Raw genomic sequence first — 26,595 nt, 5'->3', positions numbered from 1 at the left:
AGGTAAACTTTAATGTATTTTACTTTATTCTTGCGCTAAATAACCTTCAAAATACCTTTTCCGAATATTTATTTCTATCGGGTTAGTATATATTTTTTTAAGAGGTAAAAATATATATAATGTAAGAAAGCCATAAGTAGATTTAAGTAAATAACGGAATTTTGTCGTTTTACTATCTATACGCTTATTTGATACACCGTCAAGGTAGGCAAATTTCAGAATATAGTTTTCGTTTAATTTGGTTGTAATTTTATGATATACTAATGCATCAGGATTATAGTAAACTTTATATCCTTTTGTTCGCATGCGCTTTTGTAAATCTGTTTCTTCACCTCCAAGCAATTGGTTTCCTGTCCGTCCTAAGGTAGCATCAAACAGTCCAATTTCACTGAATATTGATTTACGCATGGCCATACTTGCTCCCATAACATAATTAACTATACGTTTAGTATTACCTAAATCTGTAATACCGATTAGCCAAAAATATTTAGAGGGTATCCAATCAGGCACATCATGATTAAAAGGAACAACTTTTGCACCTACCACACCGATTTCAGAATTATTTAGTAATGGGTTAATGGATTCTTGCAACCAAAATTTATCAACTTCAATGTCGTCATCAGCAAAAATTAAGTATTCATTTTTAGCTTCTTGAATACCCCTATTTCGTCCGTAAGATAAGCCTTGAGATAATTCAAGATAATATTTCACAAAAGGGTACATTTGACCAAAGTTATTAACAATTGATTCAGTGTTATCCTTACTATTATTATCAATAACTAATATTTCCGAATTTGTTTTACCTAATATATCTCCATAATTAAAGATTAAGTTATTTAGAGTCTCCCTTAATAAATCAGCTCTATTAAAAGTGGCTATAATAATTGAGACAGGTATTGAAAAACTAGTCATATTATTTCAAATTACTCACTAAATATTAACTGAAAAGGTGAACACTGAGCAGCAGAATTATATATCCCTCTATAAAAGAAGAAAAGTGTTGTGATCAATATCCCCCCCCCTACAATTAAATTATGTATTTGTCTATTTTCTTTATTAAAAAGATAAAAACACAGAAAACTTAATATTACTACTCTAAAGTTCAAAAAGTAATCATTAGTTCTTAAAAATATAAAGTTACCACTGAACATCTTTTCCAGTAAGACACCTAAAAAATATAGATTATAAAATTTAGTAAAAGAATAATACTTAAATCTTTCCTTAAGTATTAAACTATAGTATATAATGATTGAGTCTATAAAAAACCACAAATATTTACCTAATCCTAATCCATTTGCATTTTCAACTGTTAATTCCTGCATTTGGTCGCTGTTTTCAAGATAATATTGATAGTTTCCTAGAGAACCAGTTATAGGTGAACTAACCAAAGTTAACAAAGAGAGAATGTTAGTTGAAAAAAAAGTAAAAAATATCAATAAACATACTTGTATAATCCTATTTTTAAACCAATTAAATTTTAAAAATGGATATAACCATGCAACTAATAGCACACTTGTATGAAAGCTCAACGCAAGTAAAAAGAAAAAGAGAGCACTAATGTATTTCTTTTCTTCTAATATATTTATACAATAGAATAATATAAAATAGGCTAATGTTTGACGCATGATATTCATGCTACTAAACATTAATAATGTAGTGAAGAAGAAAAAAAGATACCAAGGCAAAATAAATTTAAAGCGCTCAAGGGCTTTAAAAAGAAAAAATATTTGTAAAAAAGCTAATGATATAAATAAAAAAGAGTAATGAGCATTCAGCCAGTATAATACCTCATTCAATAGAACATAGCCAAGTTCTTTATCTTCTAAAAAATGCCCATACCTAAATAATTCTTTATACCAATCCAAATAAGCTGTATAATCTTTTCCCACATTATAACGAAGCCCAATGACTAGGGTATAAATTAAGATGACTAAAATCGTCTTAAATCGATTATCCTTGTATAATACCTCGTATCGATTATCACTTACCATCCCTATTGGCTTAAAAGCCAATACAGGGATGGAGAAGATAATCGTAAATAGCATTAAGCATGTATACACTATATAAGCACTTTCCATTTTATTGATCGGATAAAAAATTAGACATCAATTCAGATGTTAACAATGGACGATTGTAAATGCGCACTGCATTTATCGTCCCTGAAAACGTAGAGCTGATTTTTACATTTGCATTACTATTTATATCAATATCATTGTTACGAAGTGGTTGCCAGCCTGTATAAGTATAGGCTTTGCTGCACAGTTTCCCATTAATAGTTGAACTTATTATTCCAGCATCACCATCCACAACAAAGCCAACGTTATATATTTTGTTTGCCTGCATACCATTGATATCGGTGTTCAGATATAATTTCTCAATCCCATTATTTAATTGTAAAATTAAATTCTGTTCTTTTCCAACAAGTACAACAATCCCTTTTTGTCTACCTAATGAATCCAAACTTCTATTGTCAACCAAAATTTCTCCATAATTAAACTTATTAAACTTAAGTTTAATCTCGATTGAAAATCCCCCTTGGTCGAGTCTAGGCACGGTAACTTTTTGTAAAAAATTAGTACGGTCTTTAATATGATCAAATGCCAAATTGTCTTTTACAAGATCTTTCACGGTTCCTTGGCTCCATATCGCTTCCAATAAATATGGGTCAATTTGGCTTATAGTTGCTTTATCTTTATGAGTAACTGTTATCCAATATTGATTATTATCTTCTAATAAATCTGGATAAGTCAGCTGTCCCTTTCGGTCTTTTTTATACAGGATCACTTCAGGTTGCGACCATTTTATTGAGCCATTTTGTTCAACACCTCCCATTATCCATGCAGGATTTCGAAGACCCTGGCTATTATTATGACACCATAATAAATACTTTCCATTCTTACATTTCCAGATACGCACACAGGCCCTAGGATGGCGTAGTGTTGTCCCATCTTCCAACGTGATTGGTGCCCCAGTGCTCCAAGTAGTCCCCTTGTCACTACTTACTGCATATCCCGCGTAACCCATTCCAGTTCTAAAAACACAATATAAAGTTCCATCACTTAACTCAACCATATTATGTTCTTCCTGCCATCTACCTAAGGCTTCTGTTTTTAAACCTGTATCATTGCCAGGCAACATTTTCCAAATGATGTTTTCTGCTTTATTTTCATAATCTATATTTGGAGAGAACATTACCCAGCCCTCTGAATCGTCAATAACGTATTTTTTTATTTTACTAAAATTAAAATACATACCATCTTTTGTTCTGATAGGTTTAGCTACACTCCAGAACATTTGGACCTTTCCCTGCCAATCATTTTCCGTATCTGCCTTTGTCACAGGTATTGGAATTCGATATCTGCTGGACCAGGTCTTCCCTTCATCATCAGAATATCTATAACAACACCAACCCAGCATATCATTCCGAATTTTCTTTCCATTTAACTGTCTTACATTATCACCATTAAAATTATAAATAACATATAGCCTTTTATTTTGAGCTAAATAAGGAATGGCATAAGAGGCAGACCTAAGTGTATCGCTTTCAACCACCTTCGGCATCGACCAACTAATTCCTTTATTTTCACTTATACTATATTTAACAGTTTCACCATCACTTCCCTCTGCCGCAACACCTAATGTTAAAACGCAAAACCACTTACCACTTGGTAAAACAACCGTGTATGGTTGGTCGACATAAGATGCACTAAATATTGTTTTACTATAATCTGCATCTCTAGATTTTAAAGTGGGGTTATCGATTTTAAAACCCAAGTTGATCGCTTCAGCGGAGTAAGCTTCTGGATCGATTTTTTCTAAAGCATCAGGGTAAATGGTGGTACATGTGGCGAAAAAGAATGTAAGTAGAATTAGGCATAATAAGTTACTTAGGTTCATTTTAGGTATTATGTTTATTATTATTGGTTAATAAGTACAAATAGTAACCATTTAGCCTAATTGGATACACAATTAAATCAATCCAATTGAGTGCGTGGTTCTAAACAGACCAAAATACGGATTTATCTTGGTCTTTTATATATTTGTTACTGACCAATAAACAAAGTACTTAAATAAATTAAATCATAACTTATTTAAGTACTTTTACTCATACTCTTATATGTCATATATTCTCGAAATATTAACAAACTAGATTCAACCTGTACAAAAATATCCAATTTACTATGTCAACATTTACCACTTTTCAGGACACTTAATTTCAACACAGGGCGACTTAATAAACTATTATTTAATTGACAATGTGATATTTAAAGTAGATTTAATAGAAAGTAGTCAAGATTACCACTGCTATATATATCATTTAATAGCTGATATGTAGACGATAGCGAGTAAAGATTTAGGAAACGGACAACTTCAATTGCGTTTTATAATTTCTGTTAGGTTAAATTTAAGTTAATAAGTCCTAATTTAGTTAAGCAGACTGGCCCTTAACAAAATCCTTATCCTATTTTAACCATTAAGCTTAACTAAGGTATTTTACAGAAGGAATCACAGTACGTTATCAGCTTTATGACTTTCTATTAACAGATAGATAATACAACTATTAGCCTATACGTACATAGAATCGTTTGCTTTTTTACTTTAGAAATTGTGGTTTTTATTTATTTTATTTAGTGACTATAACCATAATAACAATAAGGATATAATAGTATTCAATTGATCTTAAAATATTACCTGTAATTTAAGGTTGCCACAAAGAATTATAATCAACTCGTTCAAAGACATTAAGATTACCACCAGCAGTAGCATTAAAAATCTTACGATTTGCTTTCTCAAATTGTTCACGCGCTTTCATAAATCCCCCTTCCATACGATCAACTTTAGGATCATGCCAACGATATCCTTTTCCAAAATATCCTGGAGCAAAATGATTTATATCATCAGTTGTCGATTCAATTACTGAGTTGGTAGATACTTTCGCTTCATCAGGTACACGATAGCTATGATCAAACCCAATCATGTATATTTTTTCAAAACCCATGTAATATGCCAGCTGAAGGCATATATATGTGACGCTGCCTCCAACACCTACATATCTAACGCAGTTTTGCGAGAACATAGGCTCGTAGTTAGAGTCTTCATAATTCCTTAAAACATTCATATGTACTGACTTTTCATCTTTTTTTAGTACATAGCTTAAATAAGTTCCAAAGAATTTTAACTGAGGATCTGAATATGCATTTATTTCATCTGCTCTATCTTCAGCCACTAAATAATCTTCTACTACGTAAAACGTAGGATGAAATTCCATTTTATCATAATTAAGATAAATAGCATTTACCCCGAAGGTATATTCGTTTTTGAGTTTTGTTAAATCCAGATTATTTAACGAAGGGCCATTACCAATAATAAAACAGCGTTGACCTTTGTATTTATCTTTTAATGAGGCAAGAACTTTTTGACTCTTTGTTAAATGTATTCCAAGACTAGACAGTCTAAAACATGTACTATACCAAATTTGGCTTAAAATAGAAGTATTCATTGAATAAGAATCCTTCTCAACAAATATATGATATATTGGAAGTGCAACAGCTTTCAATATCTTTTTCATAACTTTATAATTTTAGATTGATGGATACGGAAACTAACGAAGCTATAATAAGGGCAATTAAAGGAAATATCGATGTGCGGAGTTCAAAATTAAAAAATGACAAATGGAAAGTTTTATATGATCTATAGCTTGTATACCATGAATAAAAGCACAGGTAGCTGATTAATATAGATATAGGAAAAGCATATACGCCTATTTGTTTATATAAAAGAATAGCCAGACATATATAAATAACTCCGGTAACGCCATTTGCAATATGCCATATTATTTTATTCGATATACTGTATAATTGCAAATGCATTGCTCCATATCGTTCTATAAAAAAGCCTAATCCGATTAATATCCATAAGTTAGTATCTACAAAATTTATATTACTACCAATAATTTTCATAGCTGGTCTCATTAGTAGTGCTACACCAATAAAACCAATCACAAATGTCCAATGCGCTCTCATCATGCCTTTTCGGGCAAGACTAACTATTTGATTAAAGTCGTTCTGGGCATACAAACGAGCAAGTAATGGTAACTTACTGTAAAAGGGAGCCTGTGAAAAAGTTATAATTATTTGCACTATGCGCATAGCAAATAAATAAGACGATACATCTTCCGCTTGATTACTTTGTGCATATATTAAGCTACTACTTTGAATAACTCCATACGACATTAAAACACCTACGGCGCTTCTCCAAGCACTTGGCCAAGTTTCTTTGAATATTTCCCTATCAAAAACAAAAACAGCATTTTTTATAAAAATATTTTCATGATAATGAAAGCTAAGCCACTTATTTCTTAGAGCTGAAACCACTATCCAAAATTGATTTACAGCTATTAGACTTAACAAACTAGGATTTAGAGATAATACTATTATACTTGACAAAATAGCAGCTAGCGAAAAAAAAGTTTCATATCGTCTAAGTTCTGTAATCTTATTTATTCCTTGTAGATATATTGAAAATACGTTTCCTCTGAAGCTAATTGTAGTTGCTACTATAACGATAACCCATGCATACCAACCATTTAAGGGATTTTTCAATAGGGATATAGGATGTAGTACAGATAGTGTCCCAATAGTAATTAATAGAGCAAAAATAAATAAAGTCATCCACCTAAACAGCACTTGCTGTGTCCCTACTATTCTAGATAAATAATTTTCATGCGAATCTGTTGGCAAACTAATAGAATTGTTTCCTCCTTGATTTTTATCTTTTTTACCAGCCATTGCATATGCAATAAATCGAGTAAAAGTTGCATTAAAACCAAGATCAAGCATTAAATTTAATCCAATAATTGTACTAAAAAGATACCAAAGAGATATTTCAGCAGGTGAGAATCTTTTTAAGATGAAAGGAATTAATATTACTAAATTTAAAGATCGAGCAAGAAGACTTGCCCAAGTATTAAATGTAGGAGATTGCCATAATTTTACTGCTAAAGTTTTAGGATATATACTTATACTTTGCATCTCTAAAGATCCTTTAATACCGAACTTATTCCTCCATCTAATGTAAGATTTGCGCCATGAATAAAACCTGAATTTTCAGATGCTAAAAACATGGCAAGCTTTGCAACATCTTTTGGAAAACCAATCCGCTGTACAGGATGTATTTTGCGTAATTCATCTAGTGCTTCGGGATTCCCATTAAAACCGGCTAAGAGCATATCCGTTTCAATGGCAGCGGGAGAAATGGCATTTACTCGAACGCGTCCTTCTAAGTCAACGGCTAATGCTTTTGTTAATCCAATAAGCGCACTTTTCGAGGTAGCATAGGAAATAAATTTCCGTTTTGTCAGTTGCTGATGAATGCTACCAATATTAATGATGCACCCATTAACTTCTTCTAATTGATCTAAAAAATGCTGGCTGAGTAATAGGGGGCCCGTCAGATTTACTGCTATCGTATGATTCCAATCGTTAAGTTTTAGATGGTCTAAACCGTCTAATAATTGCACTGCTGCATTATTAATCAATACATTAAGCTCAGGAATTAAAGCACGAAATTTAAGCTGCCACTCCGTCCGATAGCTTTCATCCGTACTAAACTGATAGAGATCAAATTGTATTAATTGATCAGCTTGATGTGCTTCTGTTTGTCGAACATCCAGACCGTACACATAATAGCCATCTTCGCGAAAAGATTGAGCTAAGGCACTGCCAATACCTCCTAATACGCCAGTTATTAATACTTTTTTCATAGGTTATTGTACGGGTTCTGCAATTTCCAGAAACTCAAATAATGATTTGATTGCCTGATGGCTTGCTCGACGAACGCCCTGAATAGTATTGGAACCATTATGCGTTCCGAAAATGCAACGGTCAAACTGACGAAGCTCGGAGTCAAGCGGTAATGGTTCTATTTCAAAGACATCTAAGCCTGCCGAATGAACTTTGCCCGATTTTAACGCTGCAACCAGTGCCGTTTCTTCAATAATTGGGCCTCTGGAAACATTGACAATTCTAACCCCATCTTTCATTCGCTGAATACTTTCAGCGTTAATCATGTATTTTGTTGCGGGAGTTAAGGCGCAGGTTGTAACAACAAAGTCCGCTTTTTCTATATCATCAGGAAACGCCAAGAATGAATAATTTTCCTCGTCGGACTTGGTTTTGTTTGCAAACGGATCATACACATTAATGTGCATATCAAACGCTTTCAAAAACCGGGCTGTTGCTTTACCAATATCCCCGAACCCGATTAAACCTACTGTGAGACCTTCTAAAGACATGCCAGCCGGTTTTACCCAATTTCCAGCTTTAACTTCGCGATCGATATAATAGGTTTGCCGGGCTAATCCAAGTACATAAGCAACTGCAATAGTAGCTACTTCGGCACCAAACATTTGCGGGGTATTTATAACCGGAATGCCTAAAGCTTTACAGGCATTGAAATCAACATTGTCTACCCCAACTCCCCATTTTACAGCGGCCTTCAGTTTTCCAGCCTTTCCAGCTTTAAAAACGCGTTCAGTAGCCGGATCATCACCAATAATCCAGGCATCAACTGTAGGCACCAGATCGATTAATTCTTCCTCCGTTAAAATTTGAACTACATTTGGTGCTAATACTTCTAGTCCTGCTTTTTCGAAAATAGGTAAAAACTCAGGCAATTGCCGAAGCATAGGAGGGCATGTAATCAGAACTTTCATACAACTAATTCAGGATACAGTTCGGTAAATAAAAACTCGGCAACTTTAAAATTCAGCTCGACATCAATATCCTGAGCCTCAATTTCAGGTATTTCATACATGAATGGGCGGTCTCCTATGCGATTGCCTTTCTGAATTAGCGTTTCCTTTTTGAAGAGGTACATACAGGAATTTTCCATATATATAGGTGGTAAATCCTGCGTACGTAGCAAAATATTAGGATTATGATTGACGGCTCTTGCAAGTTGATCCCAAAGTCGAACCTGCATTCGGGTTACGCCAAAGAACGTATCGTATATTGGATATTGGCTAAGAAATTGTTTGAGTCCTTTTTCAATTGTTTCAGCGGATAGAAGCGGATTTGTGCTATGCGTCTGCAGATAAAAATCGGACCCTATCTGGTTACAGGTATTGAGCAGTACATTATTCATTGGTATAGCTCCATCGCGCAAATGCTCCGGTCGCTCAAGAACTGTCACCGTCGGATAGAGCGTTTGCGCCTGTTCAATAATAACCGGGCTATCCGTATCTATGACGATCTGAGTAATCGAAGGACATTCAAGTAATGTATCGATAATGCGCTGATACAAGGGTTTACCAGCAAAATCTCGATAATTTTTCCCAGGAACGCGTTCACTCGAATGACGCATAGGTACAATAGCTGCGACAGAATACGGCATAAATAATTTATCTACAAAAGTTGATCAATTTTGATATAGGATTGCTCGACAAGGAACGCCTTCTACGCCTTCTATTTTTATTGGAAGGCATATCAGTTGGTAATCTCCAGGCTCAACGTGCCCCAAATAAATACCTTCTAGTATAATCACCTGATTGTGTAAAAGTATCTGATGAGTATCGGGTGGATCGTTATAACACTGAATGGATAAATAGTCTATCCCTATTAATTCAATTTTCTTTTCCACAACCCATTCCGCAGCATCAGCAGATAAGGCAATAAACAACGAGTAGAATGGCTTCTCATTCCATTGACTATTAGAATTATCAGTACGCAGTAATAACCGCTTTGGAACTCGTGTACCTATATATTCATTTAATATCGCACTGGTAACTACATCCACATCAGGAATATGAACTACCCGGCAGACACCAATCAAGGTAGATAATTCAAAAGAGTTTGTATCAGCACCACCAGCAACAAAATGAAGGGGAGCATCAAGGTGCGTACCGGTATGCACATCCATATCCAATCTACTGACATTAGCATACGAATCTACCCCAATTGTATGTATTGCTTTGGTATGAACACCTATACTCCCTGGCCAAGTTGGAAGTGAAGAATTTAATGTTACGGAAATATCTATGAATGCATTGTTACTCATAAGCAATCTGTTTCATGAAAGGCTGAATAGGTTGGCTAGCCTTTTCACGAATAAAGAATTCATTCGGGTAGTAAAACCGCTCCCGGAGTGTTCGGTCAAGCGTACCGACAAATCGATAACCTTGATAAGTGCCCCAGAACTGAAGAATTCGAAAAATGCCAATGTCAAAGAAATTTCTAAAGAAACCACCTTTTTGTATGGCCGCACTATAATCACTTAGTATATTCGATATGGACAGATAAATAAAATTCCATAACGTAAATTGAGCATGGGGCTTAAGACGTTTGAAAGCGATTGCTTCGCGGTAGTATCGATTATATATTTTCCTAGGTGTTTCTTCATGAACATGCACAATAACCGCATCAGACTCATAAGCAATCTTATACCCCTGTTGTTGTATAGCTTCTGCCCAATGTAAATCTTCTAATCCAGTCAGTGATTCATCGTAAGGCATTTGTTCCCATAGAGTACGACGTATGGCTGTATTTGCGTTATTACAGAATGGTATCGATTGATTGTAATTCGATGCCTTTGGAAACCATTTGGCAAATAGCTGATGTTCTGAAAACTTACTGAATTTGTTTCCAATCTGACGACCATAGCTCAAAGCCACTTTGTTATCAGCAAATGGAGCAAGCATTTTATCGATCCAACTTGTATATACTGGGTAAACGTGCGCACTTGCAAATAACAATATTTCACCAGTAGCTCGTTGACATCCTATATTAAGAGCTCTTCCAAAAGAAAACTCGTCTGGTCGAATATGAACGCAAAGAACCCCTTTACTTTCTGCAATTTGTACAGTGTCATCCGTTGATCCAGAATCTACCAGAATAATTTCGATAGAGTGGCTAGTTTCCTGACTAGCAATACCATCGATTAGCTTACCAATATGCTTTCCTTCATTAAAGGCTCGTATGATAATACTACATTTCATCGTTTACAGGCATTTATAGCCCTTTAGCTTGGACTAGGTTACTCGCCAGTAGATTATAATAGTTAACTAATAGCAATGATTTCTTACTACTATAAGACCTTGTTAAATACTATAATTATTTCTTTTTATTTCCATAGCCATAACCATAGCCATTTCCTCTGTACCCGTAGCTATAGTATTGTTCATCTCCATCGCCTACAGCGTTCATAACAATATTGAGCTTGTTAAATCGCTTTTCCTGATACAAGGTTTCGATCATCTTCAGATAATTCTTAGGCGTCACATCATGGCGTACCATAAATAGCGTAGCATCGGCAAAAGGAGCAATCACTTGGGCATCCGTTACCAACCCGATCGGTGGAGCATCAATAACTACATAGTCGAAATGCTCACGCAATTCACTAATGAGTTGTTCTAATCTAGGGCCGCTCAGAAGTTCAGAAGGGTTTGGCGGTAAAGGCCCAGAAGTTATAATGAAATAATTCTCTTGATCAGGTATGGGTTGCACTACCTGGCTAAGGGTTGCTTCGCCGATTAAATAATTGCTCAAACCGAGACCAACCGGGAAACCAGCCAGTGATTCACGCAATCGCGGTTTGCGCAAGTCCATTTCCAAAATAACGGTTCGTTTACCCACTAAAGCCAAACTGGCACCAAGATTTAAGGAAACAAACGATTTCCCTTCACCACTAATACTGGATGTAAAGAGTAACACCTGACTTCCTTCCCGGTTTTCTCGTAAGAACTGTAAATTAGTCCGTAAGGCCCGAATCTGCTCAGCGATAATGGATTGGCTTCGAGAGGCTACAACAATAGCCTCTGACTGCTGTTTCTTAACAACTTCACCTAATATGGGAACATGCGTGCTTTCTTCAACATCTTTCCGACGCATAATTCGATTATTCATAGCATCTTTTGAAGCTATTACCCCAATTGGCACTAACAAACCACCTAAAGCAAATAGTAAGTAAATTATTGGCTTATTGGGTTTAACCGGTTTTTCGTTACTACGAGCAGCATCAATGGTGCGAGAATCAGCAATAGTCGAAGCAAAGGAGACAGCCGTTTCCTCACGTTTCTGTAGCAGGTATGTATATAGATTATTTTTAATTGCCTGTTGTCGGGTAATATCCATCAGAATGCGTTCCTTCTTGGGAATTGTACGAATAACGCCCTCCATTTTAGCATTCGTAGCTGTATATTGTTTTTTTGCTGTTGACAGCATTTCCTTCATCGTAGCCACGTTTTCAGTTATGCTTGATTTTGTGGATTTGATCTGACTGTCAATCGTCTGGAGAAGAGGGTTCATTTCAGAAGTAGTTCGGGCTAACTGGTCACGCTGTGCTTCCAGCTTCGTCATGTTCTCAATGAGTCCCAGCAGTATAGGATCACTTAAGCCCAATGTGGCAGGTGTCCCCCCCCGATTACCCGGTTGTTGGCTAATGTATCGCTCTAAATCATTTAGCGCCCCAAGTTGAACATTGACTTGGCTAAGTTGAGTATCATTTTGCTGAACTGTCTGTAGAAAAGTCTGCGCCTGCGTACTAAGATCCGTTATTCCCTGGCTTGACTTATAGGCTTCTACCCCCTTTTCGACTGTAGCTAATTCACCTGAAATGAGCGTTAGTCTATCTTCTATAAAATTTAACGTATTCGCAGCTACTCTATTTTTGTCAATCACGGCCGCTTCATTATATACATCGATTAGTCGATTTAAAATGGCTTCTCCTTTATCCGCAACGTTTGTTTCCAGACTTAGAGAAATGACTGTAGATGCCTTGCTGGTTGGTTCCGCTTTTAAATCTTCTACCAGCTCATTAACTAGCGTGGTCTGGCCTATTGTCTTAATATACAATGGGTTAGTTTGACTATTAACTGACCTACGGCTAAAAACACGTAAACGGCCATAAGGAGTTTGTACACTCGTATTCAGTGGATACGACTTATCATTGATGGAAACGCTATGGCTATCCAGAAAACGTATTGTTAGGAAGTCTTCGTCATAAAGGGCTGGTTTCGCTTGCTCGATGATCAACCGAATTGGCGATTTTTCATAAATTTCTCGTTTACCATAAGGTGTATCTTCAAAATAAAGCACGTTCAGGTTAAGTTGTTTTGCTACCTTATCCATCAGTGTGTACGATTTCAATATCTCGATCTCGTTTTCCACTACTTTTTTAGGAGCAAACATCTCTAATTCCTTCAGCATATTTTCTGCATCGATCCCTTTCTTTTCATCCGTCACTAACAAACTGGCGGTGCTTTTATAAACGGGCGGCTGATAACGCAAAAAGATATAAGCCGCTGCTATAAGCAAGAAGGTTGATATGACAAACCAGTACCAGTTGCGGAGATAACGGAAGACGATTGCCCTTAGATTAACAGCATCGGCATTAACCGTTTGGTATGGTACGTATGTATAATTATTAGATGGATTGTTCATTGTATAATTAAAGTTTTTATAACCAGAAAATGTATAACGCGTCGGTTTACCAGGCATTCACATTACCGCGGATCATTGGCTTTATGGTCATCCAGCAAAGCTTAATATCCATAGCCAGAGATCGTCGTTTCGCATAATGCAAATCATACCGAACCCGATGCTTCATTTTTATTAGTGTCTCCGTTTCACCACGCGCTCCGCGCACCTGAGCGAGCCCCGTAATTCCAGGCCGCACACTATATCGGACAGGATAGTTATCGATTTCATGCCAGAATTGGCTATCGTGTTGAATCGCATGAGGGCGTGGTCCAACTACGCTCATATCGCCCAGTAATACATTTAGAAACTGGGGCATTTCATCCAGGTTCGTTCGACGTAAGAACTGGCCAATCTGGGTTACTCGAGAATCTCCCAACTTTGCCTGAGCGAATTCCGGGTTCTTTTCATAATACATGGTCCGAAACTTGAAGCAGCGAAACATGCGCCCATTTCGACCGGTTCTGAGTTGCACAAACAAACCAGGTCCTGGTGAAGTTGCCCAAATAATAATCCCCATGACCGGAACCATCCAGGAAAGCACAAAAGCCGTCACAAACAACGCAACCGTTATGTCAAAGATGCGCTTACCGTACTGTGTATACCAAGTCTGCTGGCTATCTATGCCATACAGATTCTCATTTAGAAGTTTAGGCTTTACTTTCTGGTAATGAGAGGAGTCTAATGAAATCATAAAATAGCCTGGGTTGAATATGTATGGATGTAGTACAAGAAGAAATAAAATCCTTTATCGAGGGATCAGAATCGGGTAGCGATAATAGCAACAAACGATAGAGCACTAATAATAATAGGCAATAATTGAAATGTCTGGTCTGCATTATTCACACGAGCCCGGCCAGGCTCTACATACACAACATCATTTGGGTGTAGATAATAATACGGTGATTTAAAAATGTCACGTTTTGTCAGGTCAATACGATTAAATGTCCGTTGACCATTTTCTTCACGGATAATTAAAACATTATCCCGTCGACCAAAGATGGTGATATCACCGGCCAATCCTAATGCGGCTGGCAGCGAAATCTGTTCGTTTGGAATAGCAAAAAGAGCAGGTCTGGCTACCTCGCCAGAAACCGTAATTTGGAAATTCAAATTACGAACATTAACGGTTGGCTCCTTTAAGTAATTCAGCAGCTTTTCTCTGATATGTGCTGCTGCCTGACTATTCGTCAATCCTTGGACTGTTTGTTTGCCAATGATTGGTAATTCAATTTGACCTTCCTCATTAACTGAATAACCTGGTATATATGGTAACGGCGTTGCAGTAGTTGGTTGTTGCATTCCAGCTCTTTCTGCCATATTGATTGTTGCGTACGGATTGAAAAAAGCTGTGGCTTCGGGACTAAGGCTGCTAATCTGTACAGACAGGACGTCACCAGCTTTTATAGTCGGTATATAGCGAGCAGCTATCATAATAGCGTCACTCCCTCCTTCACTTTTCTGGTATAAGGCTAATTCCTTACTAGAAATACAGCTAGACAGACAACCGCATAAACAAATAAGCCAACAAAACAGCCTCATATGCCCGTGAACAAATACTATTCTTTTAAGTGAAAAAGTATACTTTATAGGGATAATCATTGACAAGAGTGATAACAAAAGTTATTAAGTATTACTACTTATAGAAACTACAAATCTGATGTATAAGCCTTATACTATGGAAGAAATTATTGAGTATCCTCAATTCAAAAGTATACCGCTAATCCATATAAAACAAGTGCCAATCCCGATTTTTTTATAAAAAAAGACAAATTTCATTGGCAAAATGGCAGTTAAACCTAATAATATACTGTTTTTTCACACTCAAAACAGGATTATTTTTACATTAAGTTTGACTTAACAGACAACTTATAACCAATGTTTATATATAATTTTAAAATAAAGTAAATCAATAAAATTCTTTTAGTTTACTTTATTTCAATTTCATATCAATAATAAATAATTATATTTACAATTACAATTTTTAGTATATCTTGCAGAAACTTGATTTATAATCTACGAATTGTACAATTAAGCCATATAGTTCAATACTGTGCTGTGCTTTTGGTTAGAGTTAAGCTTATTCCATTCATTGCGATGCCAAAAGACTTCTTAGTAGCAAAGGCAATTACTCAAAGCAAATAACTGTTATATTGGGTTTAAAACGTCATTCCTACTACTGCCTGAAAATTTTTCGTATCGTCTCCGTAAGCTTTTACTGCTACTCCGCCCGTTAAACCATTTGTGAACCGATAGAGGAGGCCATACTTCTGATAATTAGCCGGTTTATACCATAACGGACGCACAATATTCCAGCCCCAGTGGGCGGTAAACGAAAAATGCCCCTGCCAGAATTCATAGCCAATCAGGATTGTTCCTTGCCGGTAAGCAATATTCTGCCCCTTTGTCCAGCGATTAATTTGCTCCTTAAAATAGTGGTCGTCTACCAATTCAATGCCGCCAGAGAGCACATGGCTGCGGGTTAGATGATAACCTGCCAATAAGTTTAGGCCATAAATAGGATAACTCTGATCGGGGATTTTATCGGTTCCTTCCAGAATTTTTAACGAAGCTAAAGCCATTACCCGAAACATCCATCGCTTGTAAGCCCTCGAGGGTTCCCAGGTCTGTGTACTAGGTAACTTGCCTTCTCCCGTAAAGCGAGTAATACCAATCGATAGTGCGGGAATGTTTAAACCCTGATTTGGCAACTTGACACCCGCGTTTGATATGTGCTTGTAATCGAAACCAAGCAGCAGACGCCAGTTTGTGGCAATTGTGTAGCGTGCATATAGCCCTACGCCAATCAGCCCTTCCAGTGGGGTTCCAAAAGCATCATTACCAGGATTGGTAATTGGATCATGATAGCGAGTAACATAAGTAAGACCAGCCAGCGCTCGCAGGGATAAGCCTAAATGGGGACCCTGGGCTAAAACAGGTTCAAAAAAAAGTCCGCCACCATATGACTGCCCGAGTGCTACTGGATTTCGGAAGGAATAGGTATTAAAAAATGCCCCCGATCGAAAAAAACACTGACATTGCTCCCAGGACTGCTGACTCATGTGCAGCCGACTGTAGCGCAATTCCAGTCCTATTGGTGCTTGCGTAGAGGCTGGCATAATACGATCTGGCTTATTTAGCCCAATCAAGGGTATAACGCCAAACTCCCGTTCCTCACGCAGATTAATTTCCTGCCCAAATGTTGTTAGAACGTTGCAGCCTAGTAAACAAGCTATGCAGATAGCATTTACCACTATCGTATAATTCATCAGAAGTTGTACAAGTAAATGGGATATGGATATAGGCCTTTTTTTGTCACGCTGACATTAGGAAGCATCTTACTGTTTTATAACCAAAAATTGGATGTCTTAAGATACTTCGTTCCTCAGTATGACAAAATACACTCATGATTTGGGCACAAAATATACTATCTATTTAAGCACTTGACGTCAAACAGGAAACCTTAATCGCGAACGCAAAATCTTAGATTATCTGCTACGTTTATCTATCTAACAGTCTTTGCATGTAGGAATCTTTCTCTATATTCGTATTCGAAGTTTACTAAAACAAAAAATCGTATTTTATTACAAATAAAAATTCAAATAGTAGTAACATATTATCACAGTAGAGGATTATATAGAAAAATCATAAACCAGACTATGTATGCTACGTATTTATGTTAGTGTCTTACTGAGTCTGTTCAGTAAGGCTGTTTTTTCCACTCAACTTCCTCCGCCTGATTCCCTAATTGATTATCGCGCTAAACAGTCGATTAGTGCGCAGATTGGTACGACGGGGCCCGGTCTGTTTTATAATCGTGTATTAAGTCCATCGCACCGGCTGTCCTTGCGGATTGGTGGTCAGTACATTGCCTATCAACAATCGATCCGGTTAAAAGCCACGTCAGATGGGTATATCGATATCAAGCCCGATGCGGCTATTGGTATCGCGCAGGCTGCGGTGAAATGGCATCCGTTTGCGCGGAGTTCGTTTTTTCTGGTCGGTGGCCTTGGCTATACCTGGCATCCGAATCTGAGTTTTGTGCTGACCACGCAGGATAAGCTGGATCTCGACGGGATCATTCTGACGCCGGAGGATGTCGGGACGGTGAAACTGGATATTCTGTGGCATCCGGTCGTCGGCTATCTCGGCGGGGGATTTGGGCGGAGTATTCCGAAAAGCCGCTTTGGCGTCGGCTTCGAGATGGGCGTTTATTATTTAGGCAAACCCAGCCTAAACGTGCAATACGAAGGCTTTCTGGAAACGACTACGCTCGATCAGCAACTTCCGATCATCGAGCGAAATTTATCCAATTACCGGTATTTGCCCTCTCTTAATCTGACGTTAACCTATAAGCTTTAACGAGTGAACGAGCGAACAAGTAAATGAGCGAATACTAGATAAAATACACTACTTGTTCGCTCATTCACTCATTCACTCGTTCGCTTATTCCTCCACATGATGCGTTATCTCATTTACTGTCTGCTGGTTCTACTGGTTACGGTAGAAGCCTGCCAGAATCCACTCGACGGGGTACAACTTGGCCTTAAAGATCCGATTCAGGTTGGAGTGATCGAATCCCGCTTTTATGATCCGGCGGGGAATCCGCTTCCCAAGCCGTCGCTGATCAGGATGGCCGGACCGAATGGCGCTGAGGTCGTCAACACGGTCAACACCACCAGTTATAAAATCAATACCGATGGGATTCTTTTCGTAGCCGCTTCTCCCCTAGCCACCATCTCCAGCCAGAAACCCTTTCGCTTTTCAGCCGTCGTTGAAGCTCCTGATTACCTGACCATTATTCAGCCGTATACGTTGACCAGTCTAGCCAATCAGGTTCGCTACATTCGGTGGATCAACATGATGAAACCGCCCCGCACAATGGCGGTTGCCCGTACGGCCGGAAATGCGAGTTCGGATGGAACAGTAACGACAACCTTCAGCACGACAACGATTCAGACCGAAACAGGTAATGATCGAACTACGGTAACGATCCCATCGGGCACAAAATTGACGGATCGGGATGGGCAGGCCGTCGGGGGCGATTTGACGCTCGCAGTAATTCATACCAATGCCCGAAACGATAATGCAACCAGCTATATTCCCGGTAACGGCGTGATGTCGAACGTGGGGGCAAGAAATGGCAGCTCGTCACTGGGAACGCTCCGAATTCTGTCGATTGCGGGGTCGGTGACGATGCAGGTTTATAATCCAAGTTATGCGCTGGCGATGACTCTATCGCAACCCATTCCGTGGACGATGGATCTGAATCCGGGAACGTTTAATGTAGTAACCCAAAAGGCGATTCAGGCGGGGGATTCCATTCCGTTGTACAGCTACGATGAGTTGATAAACCGCTGGCAGGCCGAAAAGCCAGGCGTTGTTCGCTATAATAGCCAAACGGCCCGGTTTGAGTTATTGGCCAGTGCCCGGTTTGTTGGTGCTTATGTTGTGGGGTGGACCGAGTCGATTTGCGACATAGGGCCCATCTTCAAGGTCAATAGTAAACTGGCGGGCGTGGATGTCAATTACTTATGCAAATTGATTGATGTGAGTACTGGTCAGCAGGTAAGTTCGTTTTATGCAAATGTGAATAATGGGGTATCGATAAGTATCTACAACCAGTCGAAAAACCGTAAGTTAAAACTCCAGATTTTCGACGAAACCGATGCCTGGGGTAAGGGAACGAACGGTGGCCTCATTGCCGAATCCGCACCGGGCACTACCTGCGATCAAACGCCTGTTGCGATCAATCTGGCCAGCTTACCAGTACCGCCTAAAATTAGTCTGGAGTTATTTTATGCCTGCCCGGCGGGCAAAACGTTAGATGAATCGGCGGTACCTTCGTTAATTAAAACGCAGTATAGTGACGTAGGCAAAGGCAATTGGCGCGATCTGGTTACCGTAACGAATTCAAACCGAAAACTGACTTCGTATAAGTTACAACTTGGGCGTCGATACGATCTTCGGGCCAGCCTGGATGGTGGTGCTAACTGGCTCTTCCACGAAAACAATTACCTGGTAAACGATCCTGACTGGAAACTCAAAATAAACGCAGACATCTATTGCAAGTGACCCAACGAGTTCGAGACTCCCGAAGCCCTTTTCTATCCGTCGTCGTTTGTGTTTACAACGAAGCAGGCAACAATTTACCTATGATTGAGCGAATTCATAAGGAACTGCATGAATTCGAGTACGAGTTAATTTACGTAAACGACGGTTCCACGGATCAAACGCTGGACGAACTTCGGGCCATTGACGATGATCATCTGCGGATTCTGGATTTGCAGAAAAATTACGGGCAGAGCCTGGCGCTACAAGCGGGCATTGATGCGGCTCTGGGCGACTACATCGTCACGATGGATGGGGATTTACAAAACGATCCGGCTGATATTCCGGCGATGCTTCGTCTGGCCGAGCAGGGCGATTATGATCTGGTAGCGGGTGTCCGTGCCAACCGGCAGGATAATGCCTTAATTCGGAAGTTCCCTAGTCGATTAGCGGGTAAACTCATTTCCAGCTCCACCGGATTGCATTGGACGGATTACGGCTGTGCACTTAAAGTTATTCGCGCGGATCTGGCGAAACGGTTGAAAATCTACGGTGAACTTCATCGCTTTATTGCGGTATTGGCCCATCTGGAAGGTGCCCGGATGAAGCAAATGCCGGTAAAACATCACCCACGTGTCGCCGGCAAATCGAAATACGGGCTGAATCGTACGTTGAAAGTAATGAGCGATCTGTTGCTGATTCTGTTCCTGAAAAAATACCTTCAGAAACCGATGCACCTGTTCGGTGGCTGGGGACTTCTCAGCCTGTTCACGGGCACTGGTATTATGGGTTATTGGCTTCTCCAGCAGGCATTTGGCTTGAGTGGAGCTGGAAACGCTACACTGGTAATAGGTGTCATTCTCCTAGTAGCTGGCCTGCAATTCATCGGCATCGGATTCATGACCGAACTGCAGATGCGAACATATTATGAGGGACAGGAAAAAAAACCCTATGTTGTCAGAAAGATGTACCCGTCTACTGCCAGCGGGGTAAGCCTGCCCACGGAAAAGCTTCACATTTCATCAGGACTCTGACACGTTATTTATCAAATCGAACGACGTTGGCGGGATGGCGGTCGAAGAGAACCAGCTTGCCTATTACTTGATGTGGCTGACCAACCAGATTGACCGAATCGGCAATGTAGTAGGCTCCGGGTATCTTCTTTGTCGTTTTACGCAGAATATCCCCCCGCAGAGCTTCAATATGAAACGAACTTACATCGGTCGCATTATCATTTCCGACCGTAGTTCCGTAGCCATACAGGGGATGTCCGAGTGTTAATTTAGCGGCCTGTTCGGCGGTGTCATGATAAAACTGTCGCTTTGCTACTCGTCCGGGGAAAATTAACCAATTATAACCCAATCGAATAACGACCATAACGGCAAGCATCAGTCCCAAGCGATTCGGGGAAACATGACGCAGTTGCCAGGCCAACGCGCCCAGCAATCCAGAAACAATCGCTGTCTTCCAGATAACGCCAGGTAAGTCGCGGGTTGCTGGATAAAAAACAGCCGTCCAGGCCCCTACTGCCAGAATAGCGGTGACAATAAACCAGAGCTGTTCAACCCACCAGCGAGGTCGATCCGTTGGCTGGGAATGTTCGTAATACAGATACGCCATTACCGTAAATAGCAACGGAACCAGGCCAATCAAATAACGTCCATAAACCTGGGGTGATGACCAGTAGATCAATACAGTCGTACTGAAAGTTAAGGCATTGAAGGCGACAAACGAGTTCGTTTTCAGTGTTTTCAGCAAACCCTTCCGAAAGAAAAGAACGATCAGTAGCAGGTAAGGAAGGAAGTGGTAAATCACCTCGACCGGAAATGTAACGAGGTGCAGTAGCGTTTCGCCCAGCCCGAATGTTAACCCTGTGCGCTTGGCGCTTTCTGAGAAGAGCACCTTCGCAATATCACCGAAGGGAATTGCATTTCGGGTTAGGTAGGCCGCATAGTAACTCCCGGTAATGGCTAAAAAAACGGCAATTCCTACAAAATGAGCCGGATGCCACAGTCGCCGATACTGTCGGGTGTAAATAAACCAACCTAACAGTGTAAAGCCCTGAAAAACAATAGGTGGCAATCCTTTCAGCAAAAAACCAACAGAGGTAAGCGCGTAAGTCGTGAGGTATAGAAGCCAGTAATTACGTTTTTGATCGAAATGATAAACCAGCATCATGGCCGAATAAGTAACCCATGAAAACGTAATTTCGATAAGCCCCAACATCGAATCGTAAATCAGTACGCGCCCGGTGGTTAGCGTCATCAGGGCAGCTGCAATGGCAATCGTCGGCGTTGTGTGTCGTCGAACAAAACCCCATATTGTCAGACCAAACAGCAGGAGCGACACAATCATCGGAAATCGTAACGCAAACGAGGAATAATTGCCAAATAGCTTGTACGAGCCAATAATCAGCCAGTTGTAGAGCGGAGGTTTATTAAAATAGCGCTCACCATTGAGCGTTGGCGTGATATAATCATCCGACAAAATCATCTCTAGAGAGACCAGTGCCCGCCGGGCTTCGTCGCCCATATCCAACGGAATAAGACCCAGGTGGGAAATTAACACAACCACGAGACTCACAACCAGTACTATTGTCCAGCCAAGGGGAAAAGAAATGGTAGCCGGGTCAGAGGGCTTCTTCAACGAAGGCACAGCAGTAATTCGGAATTAAGCGATGTGTGTAGCGGGAACATCCGGCTGATTCGTCGGCAAAGGTAGCTCGAAATCGAATGGCAGGTAGTTCATGCAACGGAAATGATGCAACGGACAACGACTATGGCCAATTTTAGAACAGGGCCGACAACTCAATTCCTTATTTTCGAGCGCAAAAAACTGCGTCTTATATGGATACATACCCAGTTGGGGGGTCGTACTTCCCCAGATCGAATAGACTGTTTTTTTCAGCGCAGCCGCTATATGCATTAAGCCGGTATCGTGACTAAACACAACCCTCGCTTGCCGAACCAGAGAGGCCGATTGGTTGATTGTATACAGTCCGCAGCCATTGTAGATCACGTGACTACCTATCGCTTGCCGAACAATTTCTCCGGCTGCCCGATCCTCCGGCCCACCTAACAGGATAATTGGCTCGTTAATTTTTCGACATAGGTCAATCATCCGATCAGGTGGCAATCGCTTGGTTGCGTGCTGACCCCCGATGGCATAGGCTACATAACCACGCCGATGCGTTACAGGAATCTGACCACTGGTAATCCATTCGGCTTTCGGAATAAAATAGTCCAATCCTTTCCCATCGTTCCGAATACCAAGCGAATGCATGGTGGCTATATATCGCTCGACAATATGCTGGCTAGGGATAGGATTGTATTTCCACTGAACGTATAGCCACTTGCGGATATTTAATTTATTGAGTGAATACGACCGAATGCCTAAAGCAGCTTTAATGATTCTCGTACGCAGGTTATTGTGCAGATCTATGACACAATCGTAGCGTTCAGCCCGTAACTGATGAATCAGGTCCAATAAATTCGTATCGAGATAAAGGCACTGATCAATATAAGGGTTATGCTGAACGATGGACTTGTAAATCCGTTTCGTACAGAAATGCACTTCCGATTCTGGCAATTGTTGCTTAAGGCACCTGACAGCAGGAGTCGTTAAAACTATGTCGCCAATGGAGGAGAACCGTAAAATCAGAATTTTCATTGATAGCCTGGTTCAGCGGACAGGTTGTGTGTAGATAATCCATCAAAAGTAGTAGGATTGCTCTTATGAGGTCAATGAATATAATTACGAATCAATTATTTATCAAAGATCAGATAAAAAAAGAATTTTGACTGGTACTATTCACATAAACAGTTAATCTATCGAAACAAAGGTTATTATAAGTTATTACTATTATCCTATTGACAACATATACACTATATTCAATGCCCCACGCAACGCATCAAATTTTATTTACGTATAACTATTGTTAACTTTGAATTAAAAATGACTTCATCGATTAACCCGCTTATATTACAGCAATCTATATCGTAAGAAGTAATCTTTCGTTATTAATTCTGGTTTACTTTACTCTATAGATTATCCTTTATTATCAGGGGATCGATCAGTACAACGTATGTGGAAACAATTTACTCAATGGCTTCAAACCAAAACAACGAACGATCCCAAAAACTTTGCCGATATCTGGCCTGTTGACCTTCACAATCATCTTTTACCTGGTGTTGATGATGGAATTGCCAACATGGAAGATACCCTGCTATGTCTTCAACAATATGTCGAATGGGGCATCAAACGGGTCATTTGTACTCCTCACATCAGCCAGGATTATCACCCCAATACGCCCGAGCAATTAAAAGAAACGCTTCTGCTCGTTGAACAGGCTATTGCCGAAGCCAATCTGCCCATCGACTTTTCTATGGCAGCGGAGTATCTCCTGGATGAATCGTTTTACGATCATCTGGAAAAAAGTGAACTTTTGAGTTTCGGGAAAGATAAATACCTGCTCTTTGAGACGGGTTGGGCTACGGCTCCACATCAGCTTAGCCAAACCCTATTTCTGATGCAATTGAAAGGTTATACCCCGGTGCTGGCCCACCCTGAACGCTACAATTACTATCAATCAGAGCCCGAACACCTAATGATCCTAAAAGAGAAAGGCTGTTTATTTCAGATTAATATAATGTCGCTGGCTGGCCATTACGGGAAGAAAGCACAACAACTTGCCTTTAAGTTACTGGAATCTAAATCGGTTAACTTTATTGGCAGCGATCTGCACAGACCCGGCCACTTGCCTATTCTGGAAAAAGCTCTTTCTCCAAGTACTGTTGAATTAATCTTGCAGCAACCGCTCCTAAACAGTCAGTTGCTACAAGATTAATTTAACTGAGTGATCTATTCAGCGCAGGAGGTAAACATTCACTGCATTTTTAACCTCATCCAACGTTCGATCTGGCTTTTTAAAGGGAGCTGGTATAGGCTGTTTCGCAAAAGTCTGCAAGTATAAAACCCAGGCATCACGCCACCAGATAGCCTCTTTTTGCTGCGTAACCAACCGAGCGGCCACATTCGCATGCGTCTCAGGATCAACGGAATTACGAACCTGGGCCCATTCCTGCTGCATCCAACCAACAGAATCGACGCCTGTGTACAAATGTGTACATAACTCTTCCCATAGTGTCCGTCCTGTTGGCAATTTTTTAGTCCAGGGAACATGATGAAACCAGAGCAGGTAAGGCAACGGGCAGGTTTCAGGATTAGACCATTGTTGCTGTACCTGCGGACGGTATTGCTCCAAAGCCCGACTTCCTGAAGCTGTTCGATCAAAACCGAGTCCTATTGAATCAGCTTTATGATAGTAAACGGCTGTCCAGTCGGGTCGGGAGCTTCGGTTTTGCCAGGGTTCCGGAGCGAAATGAACACCTGTCCAGGGGCGCGAAAGACCAAGTGGGGTATTGTAATGAACATAAATCTCGCGCGACTTATTCATCAGATTTACAATGCGTTTGACGGCATCAGGCTCATGAGTCAGCGTCATATTGACCCATTCATTGGCAATCGCGTCGGAGGATAGCATATGATCCCAGGCCAATCGCCCGAATGCATACCAGTTTGCCTGTGCAATTGGGTGCCCTGTCCAGTTAAGGTTGGAGCCGGTATTGGCTACCCCCGCCATTACGCTCATAGAATAACCGTGTAAGCTCCCATCCACGACCTTAGCCACTGTAGATCCTTTACCATTCACATACGTATCGGCATCCAGACATTCTTTAAAAATTGGCGCTTCGTATACCAGATGCGTGGCAAAACCAAGGTATTCCTGTGTTAGCTGAAACTCCATGCCAACCGGCGTTTTGGGCATGCTGCCAAACAACGGTGAGAACGGTTCCCGGGGTTGAAAATCGATCGGGCCGTTTTTTACCTGAACAATCACCTTTTTGTCGAACTGACCATCCAACGGCACAAATTCCTCATAAGCAGCCCGGAATCGATCCGCTTTAGGGTCGGCTTTGTAAACAAATGCCCGCCAGATTACCACGCCATCGTAGGGTTTTAGCGCTTCGGCTAACATATTGGCCCCATCGGCATGTGTGCGTCCGTAATCCTGCGGGCCGGGTTCCCCTTCGGAATTAGCCTTTACCAGGAAACCACCAAAGTCAGGAATTATCTTGTAGATTTCCTTTGCTTTGTTGGCCCACCATTGGCGCACCTCCGGATCGAGCGGGTCTGATGTTTTGAGACCGCCCAGCGTTTTGGGAGCGGCAAAGTAAACCGACAGATAAACCCGAATGCCATATGGCCGAAAGACGTTTGCCAGGGCCGCTACTTTTTCCAGATATTCGCCCGTCATAAATCGGGCACTGGCATTTACGTTATTAACCACAGTTCCGTTTAGGCCGATAGACGCATTTGCACGAGCATAGTCGCGATAGCGCGGATCGATGCGCTCGGGTAATTCGTACCATTTCCAGAGTGACGAACCTGCATAGCCCCGTTCAATCGAACCATCAACATTGTCCCAGTGGTTCAGCATCCGAAATTTGACTTTTGGGTTACTTATCAACGCAAGTCCCTGAATAGGCCGGAGCATTTGCATGTGCCGCAGTAACGCAAAGACACCATATACTATACCTGCATCCGATTTTCCCGAGATCAACAGATTACCTGATCTTGCTGACGAATTAGGCCCACTAATCTGATAACCTTCTTTTTGTATAGCCTTTCCCCTCGCATCAGTATCGTTTACCGTTCTTAAAACGATACCGCCTACCTGATTACCCACGTTCATTATAACAGGTACTGACTTTCCCAAGAGTCCTCGCAAACCGATCTGAAGTTCTTCAGCCGCCGTTTTCAGAGTAGGACTATTGCCCGATATAGCGATAAATTGGGCGGTTTGTATGTAAGATTGACGAAGGCTGGCATTGCTGATCAAATCGTATTTAAGCCACAATCGGTAACCGTTATCTGCTGTTTGTGCATGAGAAAAACCGGTGGTGATCCACAGCAGACCGATCACGATACATTTGTAAATGTACTTATCCTTCATTGAGATGTATATTAAGGGAGGAGAGGGTACTAGCGAGTGCCTTTTGCCAGCCAGAAA

At 40.4% G+C, this 26,595-nt stretch carries 21 protein-coding genes; 4 read left to right on the top strand and 17 right to left on the bottom strand.

What is annotated here, in order from left to right:
- Positions 1–24 precede the first annotated feature (24 nt).
- The 14 genes from ACYVE4_RS01485 to ACYVE4_RS01420 all read right to left on the bottom strand — a co-directional run bounded on the left by ACYVE4_RS01485 (position 25) and on the right by ACYVE4_RS01420 (position 16,741).
- The gene (locus tag ACYVE4_RS01485) at positions 25–912 is read right to left on the bottom strand and encodes a glycosyltransferase family 2 protein (protein WP_460995027.1); all 888 of its coding nucleotides are present in this window, start codon (positions 910–912) and stop codon (positions 25–27) included.
- An 11-nt stretch (positions 913–923) separates the two neighbouring features.
- Entirely contained in the window at positions 924–2,078 is a 1,155-nt protein-coding gene (locus ACYVE4_RS01480; RefSeq protein WP_460995025.1) for an EpsG family protein, read from the bottom strand.
- 1 nt (position 2,079) lies between these two features.
- A complete protein-coding gene (locus ACYVE4_RS01475; protein ID WP_460995024.1) occupies positions 2,080–3,897 on the bottom strand; it encodes a sialidase family protein in 1,818 nt (605 codons plus the stop codon).
- Between the two features lie 802 nt (positions 3,898–4,699).
- A complete protein-coding gene (locus ACYVE4_RS01470) occupies positions 4,700–5,569 on the bottom strand; it encodes a 6-hydroxymethylpterin diphosphokinase MptE-like protein (protein ID WP_460995023.1) in 870 nt (289 codons plus the stop codon).
- 4 nt (positions 5,570–5,573) lie between these two features.
- Positions 5,574–7,031 carry an MATE family efflux transporter gene (locus tag ACYVE4_RS01465; RefSeq protein ID WP_460995021.1) on the bottom strand — a complete coding sequence of 486 codons (1,458 nt, stop codon included), beginning with the start codon at positions 7,029–7,031 and terminating at the stop codon, positions 5,574–5,576.
- A gap of 2 nt (positions 7,032–7,033) precedes the next feature.
- On the bottom strand, positions 7,034–7,762 hold the full coding sequence (locus ACYVE4_RS01460) for an SDR family NAD(P)-dependent oxidoreductase (RefSeq protein ID WP_460995020.1): 729 nt from the start codon (positions 7,760–7,762) through the stop codon (positions 7,034–7,036).
- A gap of 3 nt (positions 7,763–7,765) precedes the next feature.
- Positions 7,766–8,713, bottom strand: a complete 948-nt coding sequence (locus tag ACYVE4_RS01455) for a phosphoglycerate dehydrogenase (RefSeq protein ID WP_460995018.1) — start codon at positions 8,711–8,713, stop codon at positions 7,766–7,768.
- The gene (locus ACYVE4_RS01450) at positions 8,710–9,393 is read right to left on the bottom strand and encodes an acylneuraminate cytidylyltransferase family protein (RefSeq protein WP_460995017.1); all 684 of its coding nucleotides are present in this window, start codon (positions 9,391–9,393) and stop codon (positions 8,710–8,712) included. Before ACYVE4_RS01450 ends, ACYVE4_RS01455 begins: the two co-directional genes overlap by 4 nt.
- Before the next feature lie 24 nt (positions 9,394–9,417).
- Positions 9,418–10,056: a cyclase family protein gene (locus ACYVE4_RS01445; RefSeq protein ID WP_460995016.1), complete on the bottom strand. Its 639-nt coding sequence runs from the start codon at positions 10,054–10,056 to the stop codon at positions 9,418–9,420.
- A complete protein-coding gene (locus ACYVE4_RS01440) occupies positions 10,049–10,993 on the bottom strand; it encodes a glycosyltransferase family 2 protein (protein ID WP_460995014.1) in 945 nt (314 codons plus the stop codon). The genes ACYVE4_RS01445 and ACYVE4_RS01440 overlap by 8 nt, the downstream gene beginning before the upstream one ends.
- Before the next feature lie 115 nt (positions 10,994–11,108).
- A complete protein-coding gene (locus ACYVE4_RS01435) occupies positions 11,109–13,436 on the bottom strand; it encodes a GumC family protein (protein ID WP_460995013.1) in 2,328 nt (775 codons plus the stop codon).
- Positions 13,437–13,482: 46 nt separating this feature from the next.
- A complete protein-coding gene (locus ACYVE4_RS01430) occupies positions 13,483–14,166 on the bottom strand; it encodes a sugar transferase (protein ID WP_460995012.1) in 684 nt (227 codons plus the stop codon).
- Between the two features lie 65 nt (positions 14,167–14,231).
- Positions 14,232–15,074: a polysaccharide biosynthesis/export family protein gene (locus ACYVE4_RS01425; protein ID WP_460995011.1), complete on the bottom strand. Its 843-nt coding sequence runs from the start codon at positions 15,072–15,074 to the stop codon at positions 14,232–14,234.
- Positions 15,075–15,631: 557 nt separating this feature from the next.
- On the bottom strand, positions 15,632–16,741 hold the full coding sequence (locus ACYVE4_RS01420) for an acyloxyacyl hydrolase (RefSeq protein WP_460995009.1): 1,110 nt from the start codon (positions 16,739–16,741) through the stop codon (positions 15,632–15,634).
- Between the two features lie 394 nt (positions 16,742–17,135).
- Here ACYVE4_RS01420 and ACYVE4_RS01415 point away from each other — a divergent pair, with 394 nt between their 5' ends.
- The 3 genes from ACYVE4_RS01415 (at position 17,136) to ACYVE4_RS01405 (ending at position 20,557) form a co-directional block, all read left to right on the top strand.
- On the top strand, positions 17,136–17,834 hold the full coding sequence (locus ACYVE4_RS01415) for a hypothetical protein (protein ID WP_460995008.1): 699 nt from the start codon (positions 17,136–17,138) through the stop codon (positions 17,832–17,834).
- A 96-nt stretch (positions 17,835–17,930) separates the two neighbouring features.
- A complete protein-coding gene (locus ACYVE4_RS01410; protein WP_460995007.1) occupies positions 17,931–19,547 on the top strand; it encodes a hypothetical protein in 1,617 nt (538 codons plus the stop codon).
- Entirely contained in the window at positions 19,544–20,557 is a 1,014-nt protein-coding gene (locus tag ACYVE4_RS01405; protein WP_460995006.1) for a glycosyltransferase family 2 protein, read from the top strand. Before ACYVE4_RS01410 ends, ACYVE4_RS01405 begins: the two co-directional genes overlap by 4 nt.
- 4 nt (positions 20,558–20,561) lie before the next feature.
- Here ACYVE4_RS01405 and ACYVE4_RS01400 read toward each other — a convergent pair whose 3' ends face one another.
- Together ACYVE4_RS01400 and ACYVE4_RS01395 are read right to left on the bottom strand one after the other, a co-directional pair.
- Positions 20,562–22,178, bottom strand: coding sequence for an ArnT family glycosyltransferase (locus tag ACYVE4_RS01400; RefSeq protein ID WP_460995005.1), 1,617 nt, complete (start codon positions 22,176–22,178; stop codon positions 20,562–20,564).
- A gap of 15 nt (positions 22,179–22,193) precedes the next feature.
- Complete coding sequence (locus ACYVE4_RS01395) at positions 22,194–23,192, bottom strand: glycosyltransferase family 9 protein (protein ID WP_460995003.1); 999 nt, start codon at positions 23,190–23,192, stop codon at positions 22,194–22,196.
- 415 nt (positions 23,193–23,607) lie between these two features.
- Between ACYVE4_RS01395 and ACYVE4_RS01390 the strand changes: the two genes are divergently transcribed.
- Entirely contained in the window at positions 23,608–24,369 is a 762-nt protein-coding gene (locus tag ACYVE4_RS01390; protein WP_460995002.1) for a tyrosine-protein phosphatase, read from the top strand.
- An 18-nt stretch (positions 24,370–24,387) separates the two neighbouring features.
- Here ACYVE4_RS01390 and ACYVE4_RS01385 read toward each other — a convergent pair whose 3' ends face one another.
- Positions 24,388–26,538 carry an alpha-glucuronidase family glycosyl hydrolase gene (locus tag ACYVE4_RS01385; protein WP_460995001.1) on the bottom strand — a complete coding sequence of 717 codons (2,151 nt, stop codon included), beginning with the start codon at positions 26,536–26,538 and terminating at the stop codon, positions 24,388–24,390.
- Positions 26,539–26,595: the final 57 nt, after the last annotated feature.

It is taken from the genome of Spirosoma harenae, assembly GCF_054776975.1.
Note: the sequence above shows the minus strand (reverse complement) of the source record. Positions and strands in the feature narration are given on the sequence as shown.

What these genes read in the sequence shown, in the direction of transcription:
- ACYVE4_RS01465 (WP_460995021.1), bottom strand. Translation starts at nt 7,031, where the DNA reads ATGCAAAGTATAAGTATATATCCTAAAACTTTAGCAGTAAAATTATGG.
- ACYVE4_RS01390 (WP_460995002.1), top strand. Translation starts at nt 23,608, where the DNA reads ATGTGGAAACAATTTACTCAATGGCTTCAAACCAAAACAACGAACGAT.
- ACYVE4_RS01410 (WP_460995007.1), top strand. Translation starts at nt 17,931, where the DNA reads ATGATGCGTTATCTCATTTACTGTCTGCTGGTTCTACTGGTTACGGTA.
- ACYVE4_RS01420 (WP_460995009.1), bottom strand. Translation starts at nt 16,741, where the DNA reads ATGAATTATACGATAGTGGTAAATGCTATCTGCATAGCTTGTTTACTA.
- ACYVE4_RS01385 (WP_460995001.1), bottom strand. Translation starts at nt 26,538, where the DNA reads ATGAAGGATAAGTACATTTACAAATGTATCGTGATCGGTCTGCTGTGG.
- ACYVE4_RS01455 (WP_460995018.1), bottom strand. Translation starts at nt 8,713, where the DNA reads ATGAAAGTTCTGATTACATGCCCTCCTATGCTTCGGCAATTGCCTGAG.
- ACYVE4_RS01445 (WP_460995016.1), bottom strand. Translation starts at nt 10,056, where the DNA reads ATGAGTAACAATGCATTCATAGATATTTCCGTAACATTAAATTCTTCA.
- ACYVE4_RS01440 (WP_460995014.1), bottom strand. Translation starts at nt 10,993, where the DNA reads ATGAAATGTAGTATTATCATACGAGCCTTTAATGAAGGAAAGCATATT.
- ACYVE4_RS01435 (WP_460995013.1), bottom strand. Translation starts at nt 13,436, where the DNA reads ATGAACAATCCATCTAATAATTATACATACGTACCATACCAAACGGTT.
- ACYVE4_RS01425 (WP_460995011.1), bottom strand. Translation starts at nt 15,074, where the DNA reads ATGATTATCCCTATAAAGTATACTTTTTCACTTAAAAGAATAGTATTT.
- ACYVE4_RS01395 (WP_460995003.1), bottom strand. Translation starts at nt 23,192, where the DNA reads ATGAAAATTCTGATTTTACGGTTCTCCTCCATTGGCGACATAGTTTTA.
- ACYVE4_RS01475 (WP_460995024.1), bottom strand. Translation starts at nt 3,897, where the DNA reads ATGAACCTAAGTAACTTATTATGCCTAATTCTACTTACATTCTTTTTC.
- ACYVE4_RS01480 (WP_460995025.1), bottom strand. Translation starts at nt 2,078, where the DNA reads ATGGAAAGTGCTTATATAGTGTATACATGCTTAATGCTATTTACGATT.
- ACYVE4_RS01460 (WP_460995020.1), bottom strand. Translation starts at nt 7,762, where the DNA reads ATGAAAAAAGTATTAATAACTGGCGTATTAGGAGGTATTGGCAGTGCC.
- ACYVE4_RS01430 (WP_460995012.1), bottom strand. Translation starts at nt 14,166, where the DNA reads ATGATTTCATTAGACTCCTCTCATTACCAGAAAGTAAAGCCTAAACTT.
- ACYVE4_RS01470 (WP_460995023.1), bottom strand. Translation starts at nt 5,569, where the DNA reads ATGAAAAAGATATTGAAAGCTGTTGCACTTCCAATATATCATATATTT.
- ACYVE4_RS01450 (WP_460995017.1), bottom strand. Translation starts at nt 9,393, where the DNA reads ATGCCGTATTCTGTCGCAGCTATTGTACCTATGCGTCATTCGAGTGAA.
- ACYVE4_RS01415 (WP_460995008.1), top strand. Translation starts at nt 17,136, where the DNA reads ATGCTACGTATTTATGTTAGTGTCTTACTGAGTCTGTTCAGTAAGGCT.
- ACYVE4_RS01485 (WP_460995027.1), bottom strand. Translation starts at nt 912, where the DNA reads ATGACTAGTTTTTCAATACCTGTCTCAATTATTATAGCCACTTTTAAT.